This window comes from Rathayibacter sp. VKM Ac-2835 (assembly GCF_013266705.1).
GTDB lineage: Bacteria > Actinomycetota > Actinomycetes > Actinomycetales > Microbacteriaceae > Rathayibacter.
In genome coordinates this window covers 324,131-339,201 of record NZ_JABSNQ010000004.1, presented here as the reverse complement: position 1 = coordinate 339,201, position 15,071 = coordinate 324,131, and the positions used below count along the sequence as shown (strand labels likewise).

Below are 15,071 nucleotides of genomic sequence, written 5' to 3'. Positions count from 1 at the left end.
CGAAGGCCCTCCTAGAATCGTTGCGGTGTCGAGTGCGCGATCGGGTCGCGCCTCGGCGTCACGGGAGCACCGGCGCCCCCGATCGCCAGGAATCGAGACGGAGCGCCGGGGTCCCCGCGCGGTCCGGGAGGTCACCTCCCGGGCCGCGTCGCCGCGCCGAGACGGTCGCGCCGACGGCTAAAGTCGAGGGGTCGTCCCAGCCCCAGAGGAGCACCCGCGCGTGTCGAACGAATCGTCGAACGTCCCCGAATCGTCCGGTCCCGCCGCCGGCGCCACCGTCGTCGCCGAGGCCGGCACGGGCTTCACGCACTTCAGCGATCGAGCGGTCGTGGCGATCCGCGTCAACGGCGAGCTCAAGGACCTGGCCGCCGACGTCGTCCCCGGCGACAGCATCGAGCCGGTCCTGATCTCCTCGCCCGACGGCCTGAGCATCCTCCGCCACTCGGCGGCGCACGTGCTCGCGCAGGCCGTCCAGCAGAGCAACCCCGACGCGAAGCTCGGCATCGGCCCGCCCGTCACCGACGGCTTCTACTACGACTTCGACGTGACCGAGCCCTTCACCCCGGAGGCGATGAAGGCGCTCGAGAAGGCGATGGACCGCATCGTCCGCCAGGGCCAGCGCTTCGTCCGCCGCGTCGTCACCGAGGACGAGGCGCGCGCCGAGCTCGCGGCCGAGCCGTACAAGCTCGAGCTGATCGGCCTCAAGGGCGCGGGCGCCGACGGCGAGTCGGTCGAGGTCGGCGGCCCGGAGCTGACCATCTACGACAACGTCGACCCGCGCACCGGCGAGACGGTCTGGAAGGACCTCTGCCGCGGTCCGCACCTCCCCAACACCCGGATGATCGGCAACGGCTACGCGCTGACCCGCAACGCCGCGGCCTACTGGCGCGGCTCGGAGAAGAACCCGCAGCTGCAGCGCGTCTACGGCACCGCCTGGCCGACCAAGGACGAGCTGCGCGCCCACCAGGCCCGCCTCGAGGAGGCCGCCCGCCGCGACCACCGCAAGCTCGGCCACGAGCTCGACCTCTTCTCGTTCCCGGACGAGATCGGCTCCGGCCTCGCGGTCTTCCACCCCAAGGGCGGCATCATCCGCTACGAGATCGAGCAGTACATGCGCGAGCAGCTGCTCGCGCACGACTACGAGCTCGTCTACACGCCGCACATCACCAAGGGCGACCTCTTCATGACCAGCGGCCACCTGCAGTGGTACGCGGAGGGCATGTTCCCGCCGATGCACCTCGACGAGCTGCAGGACGAGGACGGCACCGTCACCCGCCAGGGCCAGGACTACTACCTCAAGCCCATGAACTGCCCCTTCCACAACCTGATCTTCCGCTCGCGCGGGCGCAGCTACCGCGAGCTGCCGCTGCGCCTGGCCGAGTTCGGCACGGTCTACCGCTACGAGAAGAGCGGCACCCTGCAGGGCCTCACCCGCGTCCGCGGACTGACCCAGGACGACGCGCACATCTACGTGACGCAGGAGGACGTGTCGGCGGAGCTGACCCGCAACCTCGAGTTCGTGCTCCAGGTGCTGCGCGACTACGGCCTCGACGACTTCTACCTCGAGCTCTCCACCAACGAGGAGGGCAACCCGAAGTTCGTCGGCGACCCCGAGCAGTGGGAGTCGGCGATCGAGTCGCTGCGCGCCGTCGCCGTCGAGTCCGGCCTCGAGCTGGTCCCCGACCCGGGCGGAGCGGCGTTCTACGGTCCGAAGATCTCGGTCCAGGCCCGCGACGCCATCGGCCGCACCTGGCAGATGTCGACGATCCAGCTCGACTTCAACCAGCCCGAGCGCTTCGAGCTCGAGTACACCGCGTCCGACGGCTCGAAGAAGCGCCCGCTGATGATCCACCGGGCCCTCTTCGGCTCGATCGAGCGCTTCTTCGCGATCCTCACCGAGCACTACGCCGGTGCCTTCCCGGTCTGGCTCTCGCCGGTGCAGGTGGTCGGCATCCCGATCGCCGACGAGTACCTGCCCTACCTCGAGGACGTCGTCGGTCAGCTGAAGAAGGCCGGCGTCCGCGCCGAGATCGACTACTCCAGCGACCGGATGCAGAAGAAGATCCGCAACGCGACGCTGCAGAAGGTCCCGTTCCAGCTGATCGTCGGCGAGAAGGACCGCGACGCCGGAGCGGTCAGCTTCCGCTTCCGCGACGGCACCCAGGAGAACGGCATCCCCGTCGCCGACGCCGTCGCCCGGATCCGCGAGGCGATCGCGACCAAGGCGCAGGTCTAGGGATGGGCGACCCGATCGACGGCGCCGTCCCCGAGGGCGCGGAGTCCTCGGCGCACCTCGCCGGCGTGCCCGACGAGTTCCAGCGCCTGTGGACCCCGCACCGGATGGTCTACATCCAGAAGGGCCAGCCCGGCGACGACGACTGCCCGTTCTGCGTCGCGCCGACGCTGAGCGACGAGGAGGCGCTGATCGTCGCGCGCGGCGAGCACGCCTTCGTCCTGCTGAACCTCTTCCCGTACAACTCGGGCCACCTGCTGGTCTGCCCGTACCGGCACATCCCGCTGTACGACGAGGCCACTCCGGAGGAAGTGGCCGAGATCGGCGCGCTCACCCAGACCGCCATGCGGGTCATCCGCGAGGTCTCGAACAACGACGGCTTCAACCTCGGGATGAACCAGGGCGCCGTCGCGGGCGCCGGCATCGCCGCCCACCTGCACCAGCACGTGGTGCCGCGCTGGGCCACGGACGCCAACTTCTTCCCCATCATCGCCCGCACCAAGGCCCTGCCGCAGCTGCTCGGCGACGTCCGCACGAGCATCGCCGCGGCCTGGCCGCGCCCCTAGCCCGCCGCCGCGCCCCGCGCCTGCCGAGCAGCCGCGCCGCGGCCGCCCTCGCCGGCAGCCCTGCGGCCGCGCACCGTGCTGGTCGAGTAGCCCCGCAGGGGCGTCTCGAGACCCGCCCCGCCCGGCTTGTCCAGCGCCGATGTCGAGCAGCCCCGTCTCGTAGACTGGACGCTGCCGTCGGCGGAAGACGCCGCACAGAACAGGACTCGCGAACATGACCGACACCACCCCCACGTCCTCCTCCGCCTCGGAGCAGTTCGGCTCGAGCCGCGTCAAGCGCGGGCTCGCCGAGATGCTCAAGGGCGGCGTCATCATGGACGTCGTCAACGCGGAGCAGGCCCGCATCGCCGAGGACGCCGGAGCCGTCGCCGTGATGGCGCTCGAGCGCGTCCCCGCCGACATCCGCTCGCAGGGCGGCGTCGCGCGGATGAGCGACCCCGACCTGATCGACGGGATCGTCGCGGCCGTCTCCATCCCCGTGATGGCGAAGGCGCGCATCGGCCACTTCGTCGAGGCGCAGATCCTGCAGGAGCTCGGCGTCGACTACATCGACGAGTCCGAGGTCCTCTCGCCCGCCGACTACGTGAACCACATCGACAAGTGGAACTTCACCGTCCCCTTCGTCTGCGGCGCGACCAACCTCGGCGAGGCCCTGCGCCGCATCACCGAGGGCGCCGCGATGATCCGCTCGAAGGGCGAGGCCGGCACCGGCGACGTCTCCGAGGCCACCAAGCACATCCGCACGATCTCCTCCGAGGTCAACCGCCTGAAGTCGCTGACCAAGGACGAGCTCTACGTCGCCGCCAAGGAGCTGCAGGCGCCCTACGAGCTGGTCGCCGAGATCGCGCAGACCGGCAAGCTCCCGGTCGTGCTCTTCACCGCCGGCGGCGTCGCGACCCCGGCCGACGCCGCGCTGATGATGCAGCTCGGCGCCGACGGCGTGTTCGTCGGGTCCGGCGTCTTCAAGTCGGGCGAGCCCGCGAAGCGCGCCGCCGCGATCGTCAAGGCGACGACGTTCTTCGACGACGCCAAGGTCGTCGCGGAGGCGTCCCGCGGTCTCGGCGAGGCGATGGTCGGCATCAACGTCGCCGACGTGCCCGCGCCGCACCGCCTCTCCGAGCGTGGCTGGTAGCGAGAGCGCGCCGGTCGCAGGCGAGGGCGAGACGCGGGAGTCCCTGGAGGGTCTCCGCGTCGGCGTCCTCGCCCTGCAGGGCGACTTCCGCGAGCACGCGCACGTGCTGCGCGAGCTCGGCGCCGAGGTCGTCCTCGTGCGCCGCGCGTCCGAGCTCGCCTCCGTCGCGGGGCTCGTGATCCCCGGCGGCGAGTCCACGGTGATGGACAAGCTCTCGCGCCTGTTCGACCTCGCCGAGCCGGTGAGGGACGCGATCGCCGCGGGGCTGCCCGTCTACGGCACCTGCGCCGGGCTGATCATGCTGGCCGACCGCGTGCTCGACCGCATCGACGGCCAGAGCAGCTTCGGCGGCCTGGACGTGACCGTCCGCCGGAACGCGTTCGGCAACCAGCTCGACTCCTTCGAGACCGACCTCGACATCGACGGCATCGGCGACCCGCCGATGCACGCGGTCTTCATCCGCGCCCCCGTCGTGGAGGAGCTGGGGGAGCGGGCGCGCGCCCTCGCCACCCTGGCGGACGGCCGGGTCGTCGCCGTCGAGCAGGGCTCCCTGCTCGGCACCGCGTTCCACCCCGAGATCACCGGCGACTACCGCTTCCACGAGCTCTTCCTGCGGAAGGTCGCGGCCACCCGCTTCGGCGCGGCACAGTAGGGGCATGCCCGAACTCCCCGAAGTGCACGCGCTCGCGCGCGATCTCGACGAGCGCCTCGGCGGCCGCGTGCTCGAGCGCCTGGACGTCTTCGCGATCTCCGCGCTCAAGACCGTCGCGATCCCGCCGTCGTCTCTCGCGGGGGAGACGGTGCACGGGGTGAGCCGGCACGGGAAGTTCCTCGATCTCGCCGTCGGCGACGTGCACGTGCTGCTGCACCTGGCCCGCGCGGGCTGGGTGCGCTGGCGCCCCGAGCGGCCGACCGCGCCGGTGAAGCCGGGCCGCGGCCCGCTCGCCGCGCGTCTGATGCTCGACGACGGCTCCGGCTTCGACATCACCGAGGCCGGCACGAAGAAGAGCCTGGCGATCTCGATCGTGACGGACCCGCGGGACGTGCCCGGCGTCGAGCGGCTCGGGCCGGATCCGCTCGACCCGGAGTTCACCCGTGACATCCTCGGCGCGATCCTGGCGACCGCCGGTCGCGCCCAGCTCAAGGGGGTCCTGCGCGACCAGTCCCGCATCGCGGGGGTCGGCAACGCCTACTCCGACGAGATCCTGCACGTCGCGAAGATGTCGCCGTTCAAGCCGGCCTCGCTCGCGCCCGACGAGCTGGACCGCCTGTACTCGGCGCTCCGCTACACCCTCGAGGAGGCTCTGGGGCGGGCCGAGGGGCTGCACGCGGCCGATCTCAAGCGCGAGAAGAAGCTCGGGATGCGCGTGCACGGCCGCACCGGCGAGGCCTGCCCGGTCTGCGGTGACACGATCCGCCAGGTGATCTACTCCGACTCGACGCTGCAGTACTGCCCGACCTGCCAGACCGGCGGGAAGCCGCTGGCCGACCGCGTCCTCTCCCGACTGCTCAAGTAGCGCACCACTCCGGCGGGGTCGGACGGACGGAGATCGCCGGCGCGCGGGTATCGCTGAGAGGACGTCTCCGGTGTCCACGGCGAGTCGACTGCGGGGCGGGACGTGGACATCGCCGGCGGGAACTGTGCCGACTGGCTCGGGACGCCTCCCGTCGAGCGGTCGGCGGGTGGCGCCCCGCGCTCGACTCGAACTCCAGGACGTCGTCGTACCCGTCTCGGCTGCGACACGACGGGTGCGCGCGTCGTCTCAGTTCGGCACCCTCGCCGTCGAGGTCGTCGCTCCGAACTGGCTCGCGGCGCTCGGGTCGGGCCCCACGTAGACGGGACCGCGGGTGACGGTGGCCGTCGCGATGAATCGTCCTTTCGGCTCGGCAGTGAGGGAGGAGGTGTACGTGGCGCCGGCGAACGCGAGCGAGACGGTCTGGCCGCGGATCATGTACGTCCGGGCCACGGGGTAGGGACCGACAGGGATGATCAGGCGGGCGGCCCGGGGACCGATCACGACGAGTCGGCCGTCCCAGCGCGAGACGTCGTGGTCCGTCGTGATGTCCATCCAGGTCTCCTCCGCCAGCTGGACGACCGACCCGGGGGTCCCGATCATGTTGATGAAGCCCGTGACGCCGAAGGTGCCGACCCTCAACGAGGTGACCGTCACCCCGACGAAGGTCGAGGCCGTCACGGGAGCGGGAGACGCCGAGGCGCCGGGGGCCGCGACCGCGGCGGCGATCACCGGGGCCGTCCACGCGGCGGCGACCGCGGTCCGGCGAGCGATTCCCGGCGAGTCGGACGGGCGGGGACGGTCGCGCTGCGGGCGCTGCTGGTCTTCTGTCATCGTGGGTCCTCGTTCTCGTTGGCGTCGACCGGACTGCAGCGGGAGCCGCTGCGCCGCGGCTACTCTGCCTGCGCAGGGAGGCGAGTGATGAATCTCTGGCAGGCGAAGTGCCACCTGGCTCGATCCGCCGCCGCGCACGGCGACGGTCGATCGCCGTGGGCGCAGGCGAACCTCCCGGCTGCGACAGAGGAGGTGGAGGCCCCGTCACGTCCCTGCCGCGCCACCTGTACGGATCCCGCGAGGTGCTCCGGTCAGACGTCGATGGTGCGGGTGGCGGACGGCAGACCCCATCCGAGCGTGACCGAGGGGTCGGGGCCCGGCCAGACCGGTCCTCGCACGATCGCGATGGTCGCGGAGAAGGTGCCCTTCGGGCTGTCGGTGAGGCGAGTGGTCGGGGAACTGCTCGGCAGCGAGACCCAAGCACGTCCGGAGCCGAGGGCGTAGCTGTAGTTGGCCGGGAAGGAGCCGGCGGGAATCAGGTAGCGCCCGATTCCGGGTCCCTCGGGGACGACTCCGGTCCCCCAGGACTCGACGTCGTGCTCGACCGTGATCCGGACCTCGACGTCCTCCGCGAGCACGATCTGCCCGGCGGCGGTCCGGTCCCCGTTCACGTAGACCCTGGTCTGGAAGCCGCGGGGGAGGATCCCCTGGAACCTGACGCCGACGAAGGTGCCGACGCCGACCGGTGCGGGGGAGGCGGAGGCGCCGGGTGCGGCGACGGCGGCGGCGATCACCGGGGTCGACCAGGCGGCCGCGAGCGCGGTGCGGCGCGCGATTCCCGGGGACCGAGCCGAGCGGAGATCGTCGTCGTGGTGGAAGTCCTGCGTCATGGGGTGTCCTCGTCCTCGTTCGAACAGCGGGGGTGGCGCAGAGCGTTCCTGCGCCCGCATCACCCTTCCGACCCGAGGCCGGAAGACGGGAATTCCTGGCGGCGACGGTGCCGCCTGGCAGGATCCGCCGAGGAGCACGGTCTCGGTGGCGACTCCGACCGTCCGCCGACAGCCCTGTCGCGGACGACGGGGCCTCCGCGGTGGCCGGAGCGGCTCGTCAGGTCTCGACGGTGGCCTCGCCGAACCGCGCTCCGTAGCGGCCGACCGCCGACGGGTAGAGACCCGGGTAGACCGGGCCCCTCTCGACGGCCGCCCTCACCCGATGACGGCCGGGGGGATCCTCCTGGAGGTACGAGACGTAGGAGCGGACGCCGGCGTCGGCGACGACCGTGCTCACCCCGTTGATCGTGTAGGAGGCCGTGCTCGGGTACGTTCCGGGAGGGACCACGATGTGGCTGGCCCGAGGACCGTCCGGCACGACCCACTCGGACCACCGCGCGACGTCCTGGTCGGTGGTGATGGTGAACCGGGCCTGCCGCCGCAGCACCACCGGCGACCCGACGCGCGCCCTGGCGTTCAGGAAGAGGACGACGTCGAAGCGGCCGACGGCGTCGGGCGGCGCGAGCACCTGGACCCCGACGAAGGTCCCGTCGACGGAGGTCGACGCCGCCGCTCCCGGGGCCGCGACGGCGGCGGCGATCACCGGGGTCGACCACGCGACGGCCAGGGCCGATCGGCGGAGGAGGTCCGGCGCCGGTGCGGGGCCGTGGCCGCGGTCGTCTCGGTCGTGCTTCTCCATCGTCATCGTGCGTCCTCGTTCTCGTCGTCCTGATCGGGAGGGAGGGAGGGCGCGTGTGCGTGCTCCGCTCCGCGCCCATCATCGAGGCGGTCCCCGCCTCTCCGGGCATTCCTGGCGGCGGCTGCCCACGGTGGCCGGATCCGTGCCGGAGCGGCCGCGCCCGGGCGCCTCGCCCGACGCGGGCGCGGCTCGGGCCGCCCCGTCCGGCGCTCGATTACACTGGACCAGCCATCAGCGGCGCCCGCGGGAGTCGCACGAATCGAGATTTCCGAGGGAGCACCGTGTCCGGGCATTCCAAGTGGGCCACGACCAAGCACCAGAAGGCGATCAAGGACTCGCGTCGCGCGAAGTCCTTCGCCAAGCTGATCAAGAACATCGAGGTGGCCGCCAAGATCGGCGGCGCCGACATGTCCGGCAACCCGACGCTCGTCGACGCCGTGCAGAAGGCGAAGAAGACCTCGGTCCCGAACGACAACATCGACCGCGCGATCAAGCGCGGTGCGGGCCTCACCGGCGAGGTCATCGACTACACGACGATCATGTACGAGGCGTACGGCCCGAACGGCATCGCGCTGCTCGTCGAGTGCCTCACCGACAACAAGAACCGCGCCGCCGCGGACGTCCGCACCGCGATGACCCGCAACGGCGGCACCATGGCCGACCCGGGCAGCGTCGCCTACAACTTCGCGCGCAAGGGCGTCATCACCGTCCCGCACGGCGGCGGCGTCACCGAGGACGACGTGCTCGGCGCGGTCCTCGACTTCGGCGTCGACGACGTCATCGACCACGGCGAGTCCTTCGAGGTCCGCACCGAGGCCGCCGAGCTGGTCCCGGCGCGCACGGCGCTGCAGGAGGCCGGCATCGACTACGACGCCGCCGACGTCGAGTTCGTCGCCTCGCTGCAGGTCGAGGCCGACGCCGAGACGGCGCGCAAGGTCTTCCGCCTGATCGACGCCCTCGAGGACTCGGACGACGTGCAGAACGTCTACACGAACCTCGACATCACTCCCGAGGTCCGGGCCGAGCTCGAGAACGACGAGGAGTGACCCGGTGACCCCGGCTCGTCCCCGGCGGGCGCGCTGATGCGCGTCCTCGGGATCGACCCGGGGCTCACCCGGTGCGGCGTGGGCATCGTCGACGTCGGCCGCGACCGCCGGGCGACGCTCGTGCACGTCAGCGTCCTGCGCACCCCTCCCGACGCGCCGCTCGAGCGCCGGCTGCTCGCCCTCGGCGACGGGATCGAGGCGCTGCTCGACGAGCACCGGCCCGACGCCGTCGCGATCGAGCGCGTCTTCGCCCAGAACAACGTGAGCACCGTGATGGGCATCGCCCAGATCAGCGGCGTCGCCCTGGTGGCCGCCGCCCGCCGCGACCTCGTCGTCGGCATGCACACGCCCAGCGAGGTGAAGGCCGCGGTCACCGGCTACGGAGCGGCCGACAAGCGCCAGGTCACCACGATGATCCAGCGGATCCTCCGGCTCGACGCCCCGCCGAAGCCGGCCGACGCGGCCGACGCCCTCGCCCTCGCCGTCTGCCACGCCTGGCGCGGACCGATGGCCGCGGGCCCCGCCGCCGCCGAGGGGGAGACCGCGGCGCAGCGCGCCTGGCGCGCCGCGGAGGCCTCCACTCGAACGCCTGTTCGAGCCTCTAGACTGACGCGGTGATCTCCTCCCTCCGCGGCACCGTCCTCTCCGCCCGCGGGAGCCTCGCCGTCGTCGACGTCCACGGCGTCGGCTACGCGGTCAACGTCACGCCGCAGCACGCCCTCGAGCTGCGGGTCGGCGACGAGACCGTGCTGACCACGACGCTGATCGTGCGCGAGGACTCGCTGACCCTCTACGGCTTCCCCGACGAGGAGCAGCTCGAGATCTTCGAGCTCCTGATCGGCGTCACCGGTGTCGGCCCCAAGTCCGCGCTCGGCGTCCTCGGCGCGGTCGAGCCCGAGCGCATCGCGCAGGCCGTCGCCGACGAGGACGACGCCGTCTTCCGCAAGGTCTCCGGCATCGGTCCCAAGACCGCGAAGCTCATCATCCTGTCGCTCGCGGGCAAGCTCGCCGTCCGCCCGCGCGCCGCCCGCGGCTCCGGTCCGGGCGCGACGGCCGCGCAGAGCGTCCTGTCGGCGCTCGTCGGCCTCGGCTGGCCCGAGCGGGTCGCCGCCGAGGTCGTCGACGAGATCCTGCTCGACGCCCAGGCGTCCGACGCGGCGAGCGTGCAGTCGCTGCTCCGGCTCGCGCTGGCCCGACTCGGTCCGGCGGCCCGCTCGTGAGCGGCGACGACGTGATGGGCCCGGAGGTCGCCTCCGAGGCCGAGATCGCCTTCGAGGGGGCGCTGCGCCCGAAGAACCTGGGCGAGTTCGTCGGCCAGCGCAAGGTCCGCGGTCAGCTCGAGCTGCTGCTCAAGGCGGCGGCGATGCAGGGCCGCACCCCCGACCACATCCTGCTGGCAGGCCCGCCCGGTCTGGGCAAGACCACCCTGGCGATGATCGTCGCGGAGGAGAGCTCCTCGCCACTGCGGATGTCCAGCGGCCCCGCGATCCAGCACGCCGGCGACCTCGCGGCCGTCCTCTCCTCGCTGCTGCCGGGCGAGATCCTCTTCATCGACGAGATCCACCGGATGGCGCGCTCCGCGGAGGAGATGCTCTACCTCGCGATGGAGGACTTCCGGATCGACATCATGGTCGGCAAGGGCGCCGGCGCGACCTCCGTCCCCCTGGATCTCGCGCCGTTCACCCTCGTCGGAGCGACGACCCGCTCGGGTCTCCTGCCGAATCCGCTGCGCGACCGCTTCGGCTTCACCGCCCACCTCGAGTTCTACGCCGAGGACGAGCTGCGCCAGGTGCTCACCCGCGCCGCTCGCCTGCTCGACCTCGACATCGACGGCGAGGCGGTCGCCGAGATCGCCGGCCGCTGCCGGGGCACCCCGCGGATCGCGAACCGCCTGCTGCGCCGGGTCCGCGACTTCGCGCTCGTGCACGGAGGCCGCGCCGACGTGACCGCCGTGCGCGCGGCGCTCGATCTCTACGACGTGGACGAGCTCGGCCTCGACCGCCTCGACCGCGCCGTGATGGACATCGTCCTCACCCGCTTCGACGGCGGGCCGGTCGGCCTCAACACGCTCGCGGTCTCGGTCGGCGAGGAGGCGGAGACGGTCGAGGCGGTCGTCGAGCCGTTCCTCGTCCGGATCGGGCTGCTCACCCGCACGCCGCGAGGGCGCGTCGCGACGCCGGCCGCCTACCGGCATTTCGGCGTGGATCCGCGCGGGGGTGCGGCCGCGGCCTCCCAGCGGCCCCTGTTCGGAGATGACCTATAATCTTCAAGGCCCGACGGGCCGCTCGATCCGCCAGCGCCACCCCTTGTGCACACAGCACTCGTGCCCGCGGCGGGTCACCCTCAACTCCGGAAGGCTCACCCATGGATCCGACGATCATCCTGCTCGTCCTGCTTCTCGCCGTGATGATCATCTTCATGTTCCGCAACAACAAGAAGCGGCAGCGCGACGCGGAGAAGATGAAGACCGGGCTCGTCCCCGGCGTCGAGCTGATGACCGGCTCCGGACTGTTCGGCACCGTCGTCTCGATCGACGACGACGAGAACAAGATCGTCATCGAGTCGACCCCCGGCACGCTCCTGACGATCCACCGCCAGGCGATCGCCCGCCTCATCGACCCGGCCGAGAACGTGGTCGTCGCCGACGAGGACGGGACCGAGACCGTGGCGGCCGTCGAGTCGCCCGCGTTCGGCGAGCGCGACGCCGCGCACACGTCCGACCCGCTGGTCGACCCGGTCGAGCGCGACCGCAGGCCCGACGCGCAGTAGTCTCCAGGGCGGGCAGGGTGCATCGGCATCCCGCCCGCCCTTCCACGTCCGGGGTGCGCCCCGGAACGAAGACCGTCGATCGGACGACCGGCGCCACCCTCGGGGTCGGCGCCTGCGCGAGGATCGACGTCGACCGCAGAGCCAGCGTCGGCCGGAGAGCCGGCGCCGACCGAAGAAGAAGGTGAGCCCTGGGTGGCCGCATCAACCCCCGTCCGGAAGGCCAGGCGCTCGCTGAGCTGGCTCGGCGTCCTGATCCTCGCGCTCGTCGGCCTCAACGCCGCCGCCGTCGTCTTCGGAGGCGGCTCCTGGACGCCGAAGCTCGCGCTCGACCTCGAGGGCGGCACCCAGATCGTGCTGCAGCCCCAGCTCACGGACGGCGACACCGTCTCCTCCGAGCAGCTGACGCAGGCCGTCTCGATCATCCGCCAGCGGATCGACGCCTCGGGCGTCTCCGAGGCCGAGATCACGACCCAGGGCTCGAGCAACATCGTCGTCTCCATCCCGGGCACCCCCGACGACGAGACGCTGCAGCGCATCGAGGCCTCGGCGAAGCTCGACTTCCGCCCCGTCCTCGTGGCCAGCCAGGCGACGAACAGCTCGGTCGGCGGCGAGTCCACCTCGTCGCCCACGCCGACCCCGGTCGACCCCTCGCTCGCCACCGAGCCGACGGCCGCGCCGACCAGCGCCAGCGACCTCGCCTACGTCACGCCGGCGCTCGAGGCGCAGTACACGTCGTTCGACTGCGCGTTCCTGAACGACCAGGACCCGAACCTCGCGCCGCTCGATCAGCCTCTGATCACCTGCGACGACACGAACACCGTGAAGTACATCCTCGGCCCGGTCGAGATCACCGGCGAGGACATCTCCGACGCCTCGAACGGCCTGATGACGACGTCCTCCGGCGCCAGCACCGGCACCTGGGCCGTCAACCTCTCCTTCGACGACCAGGGCACCCAGGCCTTCGGCGACGTCACCTCCCGTCTCGTCGGCCTGCAGGGCGCGCAGAACCAGTTCGCGATCGTCCTCGACGGCCGCGTCATCTCGGCGCCGTCCACGAACGCCGCGATCACCGACGGCAACGCGCAGATCTCCGGCTCCTTCACCCAGGAGTCGTCGAAGACCCTCGCCGATCAGCTGAAGTACGGCGCGCTGCCGATCGGCTTCCAGGTGCAGAGCTCGGACAGCATCTCCGCGACGCTCGGCTCCACCCAGCTCGCGAGCGGCCTGCTCGCGGGTCTGATCGGCCTCATCCTCGTCGTCGTCTACTCGGTCGCGCAGTACCGCGTGCTCGGCGCGGTGACCATCGCCTCGCTGATGGTGGCGGCGATCGTCACCTATCTCGTCGTGACGCTGCTCTCCTGGCGGGAGGGACTGCGCCTCTCGCTCGCGGGGGTCGCGGGTCTGATCGTGGCCATCGGCATCACGGCCGACTCGTTCATCGTCTACTTCGAGCGCATCCGCGACGAGCTGCGCGACGGCCGCGGGCTCGAGTCCTCGGTCGAGGCCGGCTGGCGGCGCGCGCTGCGCACGATCTTCGCCTCGGACATGGTGAACCTGCTCGCTGCCGTCGTCCTCTTCGCCCTCGCGGTCGGCAGCGTCCGCGGCTTCGCGCTCACGCTCGGCATCACGACGCTGATCGACCTCGTGGTGGTGATCCTCTTCACCCACCCGATGCTGCAGCTGCTGGCGACGACCAAGTTCTTCTCCGAGGGCCACAAGGCCTCCGGACTGGATCCGCGTGCACTCGGCGCGGTCTACCGCGGCCGCGCCGCGTTCCGGCCGCAGGACGCGGTCGTCGCGGGCAAGGGCGCCACGGGCAAGGGCTCCTCCGCCGCGCGCGAGGCGGCCCGCCGCCAGACCATCGCCGAGCGCAAGGCCGCCGAGGCGGCCGCCGCGCGCAGCTCCTCGAACGACTCGAACGGGAAGGACGCGTGATGGCCAGCTTCTCGCAGTTCGGAAACGACCTCTACACCGGCAAGCGCTCGGTCGACTTCGTCGGCCGCCGGCGCACCTGGTACCTCATCTCGATCGCGATCATCCTGCTCACCGTGCTGAGCACGGCGGCCCGCGGCGGCTTCAACTTCAGCATCGAGTTCACCGGCGGCTCGGAGTTCACGGTCACGTCACCGCAGAACCTCGACCAGACCGCCGCGACCGACGCCGTCACCTCGGTCTCGCCCGAGGCCGTTCCGCGCGTCTCGATCGTCGGCGACGACTCGATCCGCGTCCAGACCAGCCAGCTCTCGACCGACGAGTCGACGCAGGTCCGCAACGCGCTGTCCGAGGCCTACTCCGTCCCGACGGAGCAGGTCGCGTCGTCCTTCATCGGCGCCGCCTGGGGCTCGGACGTCACGCAGCAGGCCGTTCGCGGCCTGATCATCTTCGTGATCCTGGCGGCCCTGGCGATGTGGGCCTACTTCCGCACCTGGAAGATGTCGCTCGCCGCGATCGTCGCGCTGCTGCACGACCTCGTGATCGTGGCCGGCGTCTACGGGATCACCGGGACCGAGGTGTCGCCGGCGGCGGTGATCGGACTGCTGACGATCCTCGGCTACTCGCTCTACGACACGGTCGTGGTGTTCGACAAGATCCGCGAGAACACCGCGGAGGCGCTCGGCAGCACGACGAAGACGTTCTCCGAGACGGTCAACCTCGCCGAGAACCAGACGCTGGTGCGCTCGATCAACACCTCGATCGTCGCCGCCCTGCCGGTCGCGGCGATCCTCGTGATCGGCGCCTTCGTCCTCGGCGCCGGCACGCTGCGCGACATCTCGCTCGCGCTGCTGATCGGCATCATCGTCGGCACCTACTCGACGATCTTCGTCGCGGCCCCGCTCTACGCCCAGCTGCGCAGCGGTGAGGCCGAGATCGGCAAGCACGACAAGCGGGTCGTCTCCGCGCGCGAGCGCGCCGCGGCCCCGGCCGTGCAGGGCTGATCGTGGCCGACTACGCGCAGGTCAGCGCTGAGGACGCGATCGGACTCGTCGCGCGCGACGAGGTCTGGCTGCTCGACGTCCGCGAGCCGCACGAGTGGGCGCTCGGGCACGCGCCCGCGGCGCACCACATCCCGATGGGCAGCATCGGCGAGCGGCAGGAGGAGCTCCCGCGCGATGCGGCGATCCTCGTCGTCTGCCACTCCGGCGTCCGCTCGGCCATGGTCGTCCGGGCGCTCGACGGCGCCGGCTACGAGACGGCGAACATCGACGCGGGGATGACCGCGTGGGCCGCCGCGGGCGGGGACGTCGTGGACGACGCGGGGCGGCCCGGCCGCATCGACTGAGCGCGGGCCTGTCCGCTCCCGGCGGACCGGTCACGGGTGCCCGCGCGACGGGCGATAATAAGGCGATG

The 15,071-nt window shown here is 71.8% G+C and carries 16 protein-coding genes; 13 read left to right on the top strand and 3 right to left on the bottom strand.

The genetic code is table 11. The annotated features are described in order from the left end of the window. Window positions 1-328 precede the first annotated feature (328 nt). The 5 genes from thrS to HRK28_RS18040 all read left to right on the top strand — a co-directional run bounded on the left by thrS (window position 329) and on the right by HRK28_RS18040 (window position 5,448). Window positions 329-2,236 (top strand): threonine--tRNA ligase, encoded by a 1,908-nt coding sequence (thrS, locus tag HRK28_RS18060; RefSeq protein WP_367948481.1) that lies wholly within the window; start codon window positions 329-331, stop codon window positions 2,234-2,236. 2 nt (window positions 2,237-2,238) lie between these two features. Continuing rightward, window positions 2,239-2,799 carry an HIT domain-containing protein gene (locus HRK28_RS18055; protein ID WP_160089898.1) on the top strand — a complete coding sequence of 187 codons (561 nt, stop codon included), beginning with the start codon at window positions 2,239-2,241 and terminating at the stop codon, window positions 2,797-2,799. Window positions 2,800-3,013: 214 nt separating this feature from the next. Beyond that, entirely contained in the window at window positions 3,014-3,931 is a 918-nt protein-coding gene (gene pdxS, locus HRK28_RS18050) for a pyridoxal 5'-phosphate synthase lyase subunit PdxS (protein ID WP_160089896.1), read from the top strand. 43 nt (window positions 3,932-3,974) lie between these two features. Next, a complete protein-coding gene (gene pdxT, locus HRK28_RS18045; protein WP_173252694.1) occupies window positions 3,975-4,583 on the top strand; it encodes a pyridoxal 5'-phosphate synthase glutaminase subunit PdxT in 609 nt (202 codons plus the stop codon). 4 nt (window positions 4,584-4,587) lie between these two features. Continuing rightward, window positions 4,588-5,448 carry an Fpg/Nei family DNA glycosylase gene (locus tag HRK28_RS18040; RefSeq protein ID WP_173252591.1) on the top strand — a complete coding sequence of 287 codons (861 nt, stop codon included), beginning with the start codon at window positions 4,588-4,590 and terminating at the stop codon, window positions 5,446-5,448. Between the two features lie 246 nt (window positions 5,449-5,694). Here the strand turns inward: HRK28_RS18040 and HRK28_RS18035 are convergent, their stop codons facing one another. The 3 genes from HRK28_RS18035 to HRK28_RS18025 form a co-directional block, all read right to left on the bottom strand. Continuing rightward, complete coding sequence (locus tag HRK28_RS18035) at window positions 5,695-6,279, bottom strand: hypothetical protein (protein ID WP_160089892.1); 585 nt, start codon at window positions 6,277-6,279, stop codon at window positions 5,695-5,697. A 251-nt stretch (window positions 6,280-6,530) separates the two neighbouring features. Next, on the bottom strand, window positions 6,531-7,109 hold the full coding sequence (locus tag HRK28_RS18030; protein WP_173252590.1) for a hypothetical protein: 579 nt from the start codon (window positions 7,107-7,109) through the stop codon (window positions 6,531-6,533). Between the two features lie 217 nt (window positions 7,110-7,326). After that, entirely contained in the window at window positions 7,327-7,914 is a 588-nt protein-coding gene (locus tag HRK28_RS18025) for a hypothetical protein (protein WP_160089888.1), read from the bottom strand. Window positions 7,915-8,189: 275 nt separating this feature from the next. Here HRK28_RS18025 and HRK28_RS18020 point away from each other — a divergent pair, with 275 nt between their 5' ends. From HRK28_RS18020 to HRK28_RS17985, 8 genes are all read left to right on the top strand, one after another. After that, entirely contained in the window at window positions 8,190-8,954 is a 765-nt protein-coding gene (locus tag HRK28_RS18020; protein WP_160089886.1) for a YebC/PmpR family DNA-binding transcriptional regulator, read from the top strand. Window positions 8,955-8,990: 36 nt separating this feature from the next. After that, window positions 8,991-9,572, top strand: a complete 582-nt coding sequence (gene ruvC, locus HRK28_RS18015) for a crossover junction endodeoxyribonuclease RuvC (protein WP_160089884.1) — start codon at window positions 8,991-8,993, stop codon at window positions 9,570-9,572. After that, window positions 9,569-10,174 (top strand): Holliday junction branch migration protein RuvA, encoded by a 606-nt coding sequence (gene ruvA / locus HRK28_RS18010; protein WP_123704431.1) that lies wholly within the window; start codon window positions 9,569-9,571, stop codon window positions 10,172-10,174. Before ruvC ends, ruvA begins: the two co-directional genes overlap by 4 nt. A 14-nt stretch (window positions 10,175-10,188) precedes the next feature. Continuing rightward, on the top strand, window positions 10,189-11,217 hold the full coding sequence (ruvB, locus tag HRK28_RS18005) for a Holliday junction branch migration DNA helicase RuvB (protein WP_173252693.1): 1,029 nt from the start codon (window positions 10,189-10,191) through the stop codon (window positions 11,215-11,217). A gap of 101 nt (window positions 11,218-11,318) precedes the next feature. Then, window positions 11,319-11,723: a preprotein translocase subunit YajC gene (yajC, locus tag HRK28_RS18000; protein ID WP_173252589.1), complete on the top strand. Its 405-nt coding sequence runs from the start codon at window positions 11,319-11,321 to the stop codon at window positions 11,721-11,723. Window positions 11,724-11,915: 192 nt separating this feature from the next. After that, complete coding sequence (secD, locus tag HRK28_RS17995; protein WP_160089880.1) at window positions 11,916-13,658, top strand: protein translocase subunit SecD; 1,743 nt, start codon at window positions 11,916-11,918, stop codon at window positions 13,656-13,658. Further along, window positions 13,658-14,659 carry a protein translocase subunit SecF gene (secF, locus tag HRK28_RS17990; protein ID WP_173252588.1) on the top strand — a complete coding sequence of 334 codons (1,002 nt, stop codon included), beginning with the start codon at window positions 13,658-13,660 and terminating at the stop codon, window positions 14,657-14,659. The genes secD and secF overlap by 1 nt, the downstream gene beginning before the upstream one ends. A 2-nt stretch (window positions 14,660-14,661) precedes the next feature. Continuing rightward, window positions 14,662-15,003 (top strand): rhodanese-like domain-containing protein, encoded by a 342-nt coding sequence (locus HRK28_RS17985; RefSeq protein WP_367948469.1) that lies wholly within the window; start codon window positions 14,662-14,664, stop codon window positions 15,001-15,003. Window positions 15,004-15,071: the final 68 nt, after the last annotated feature.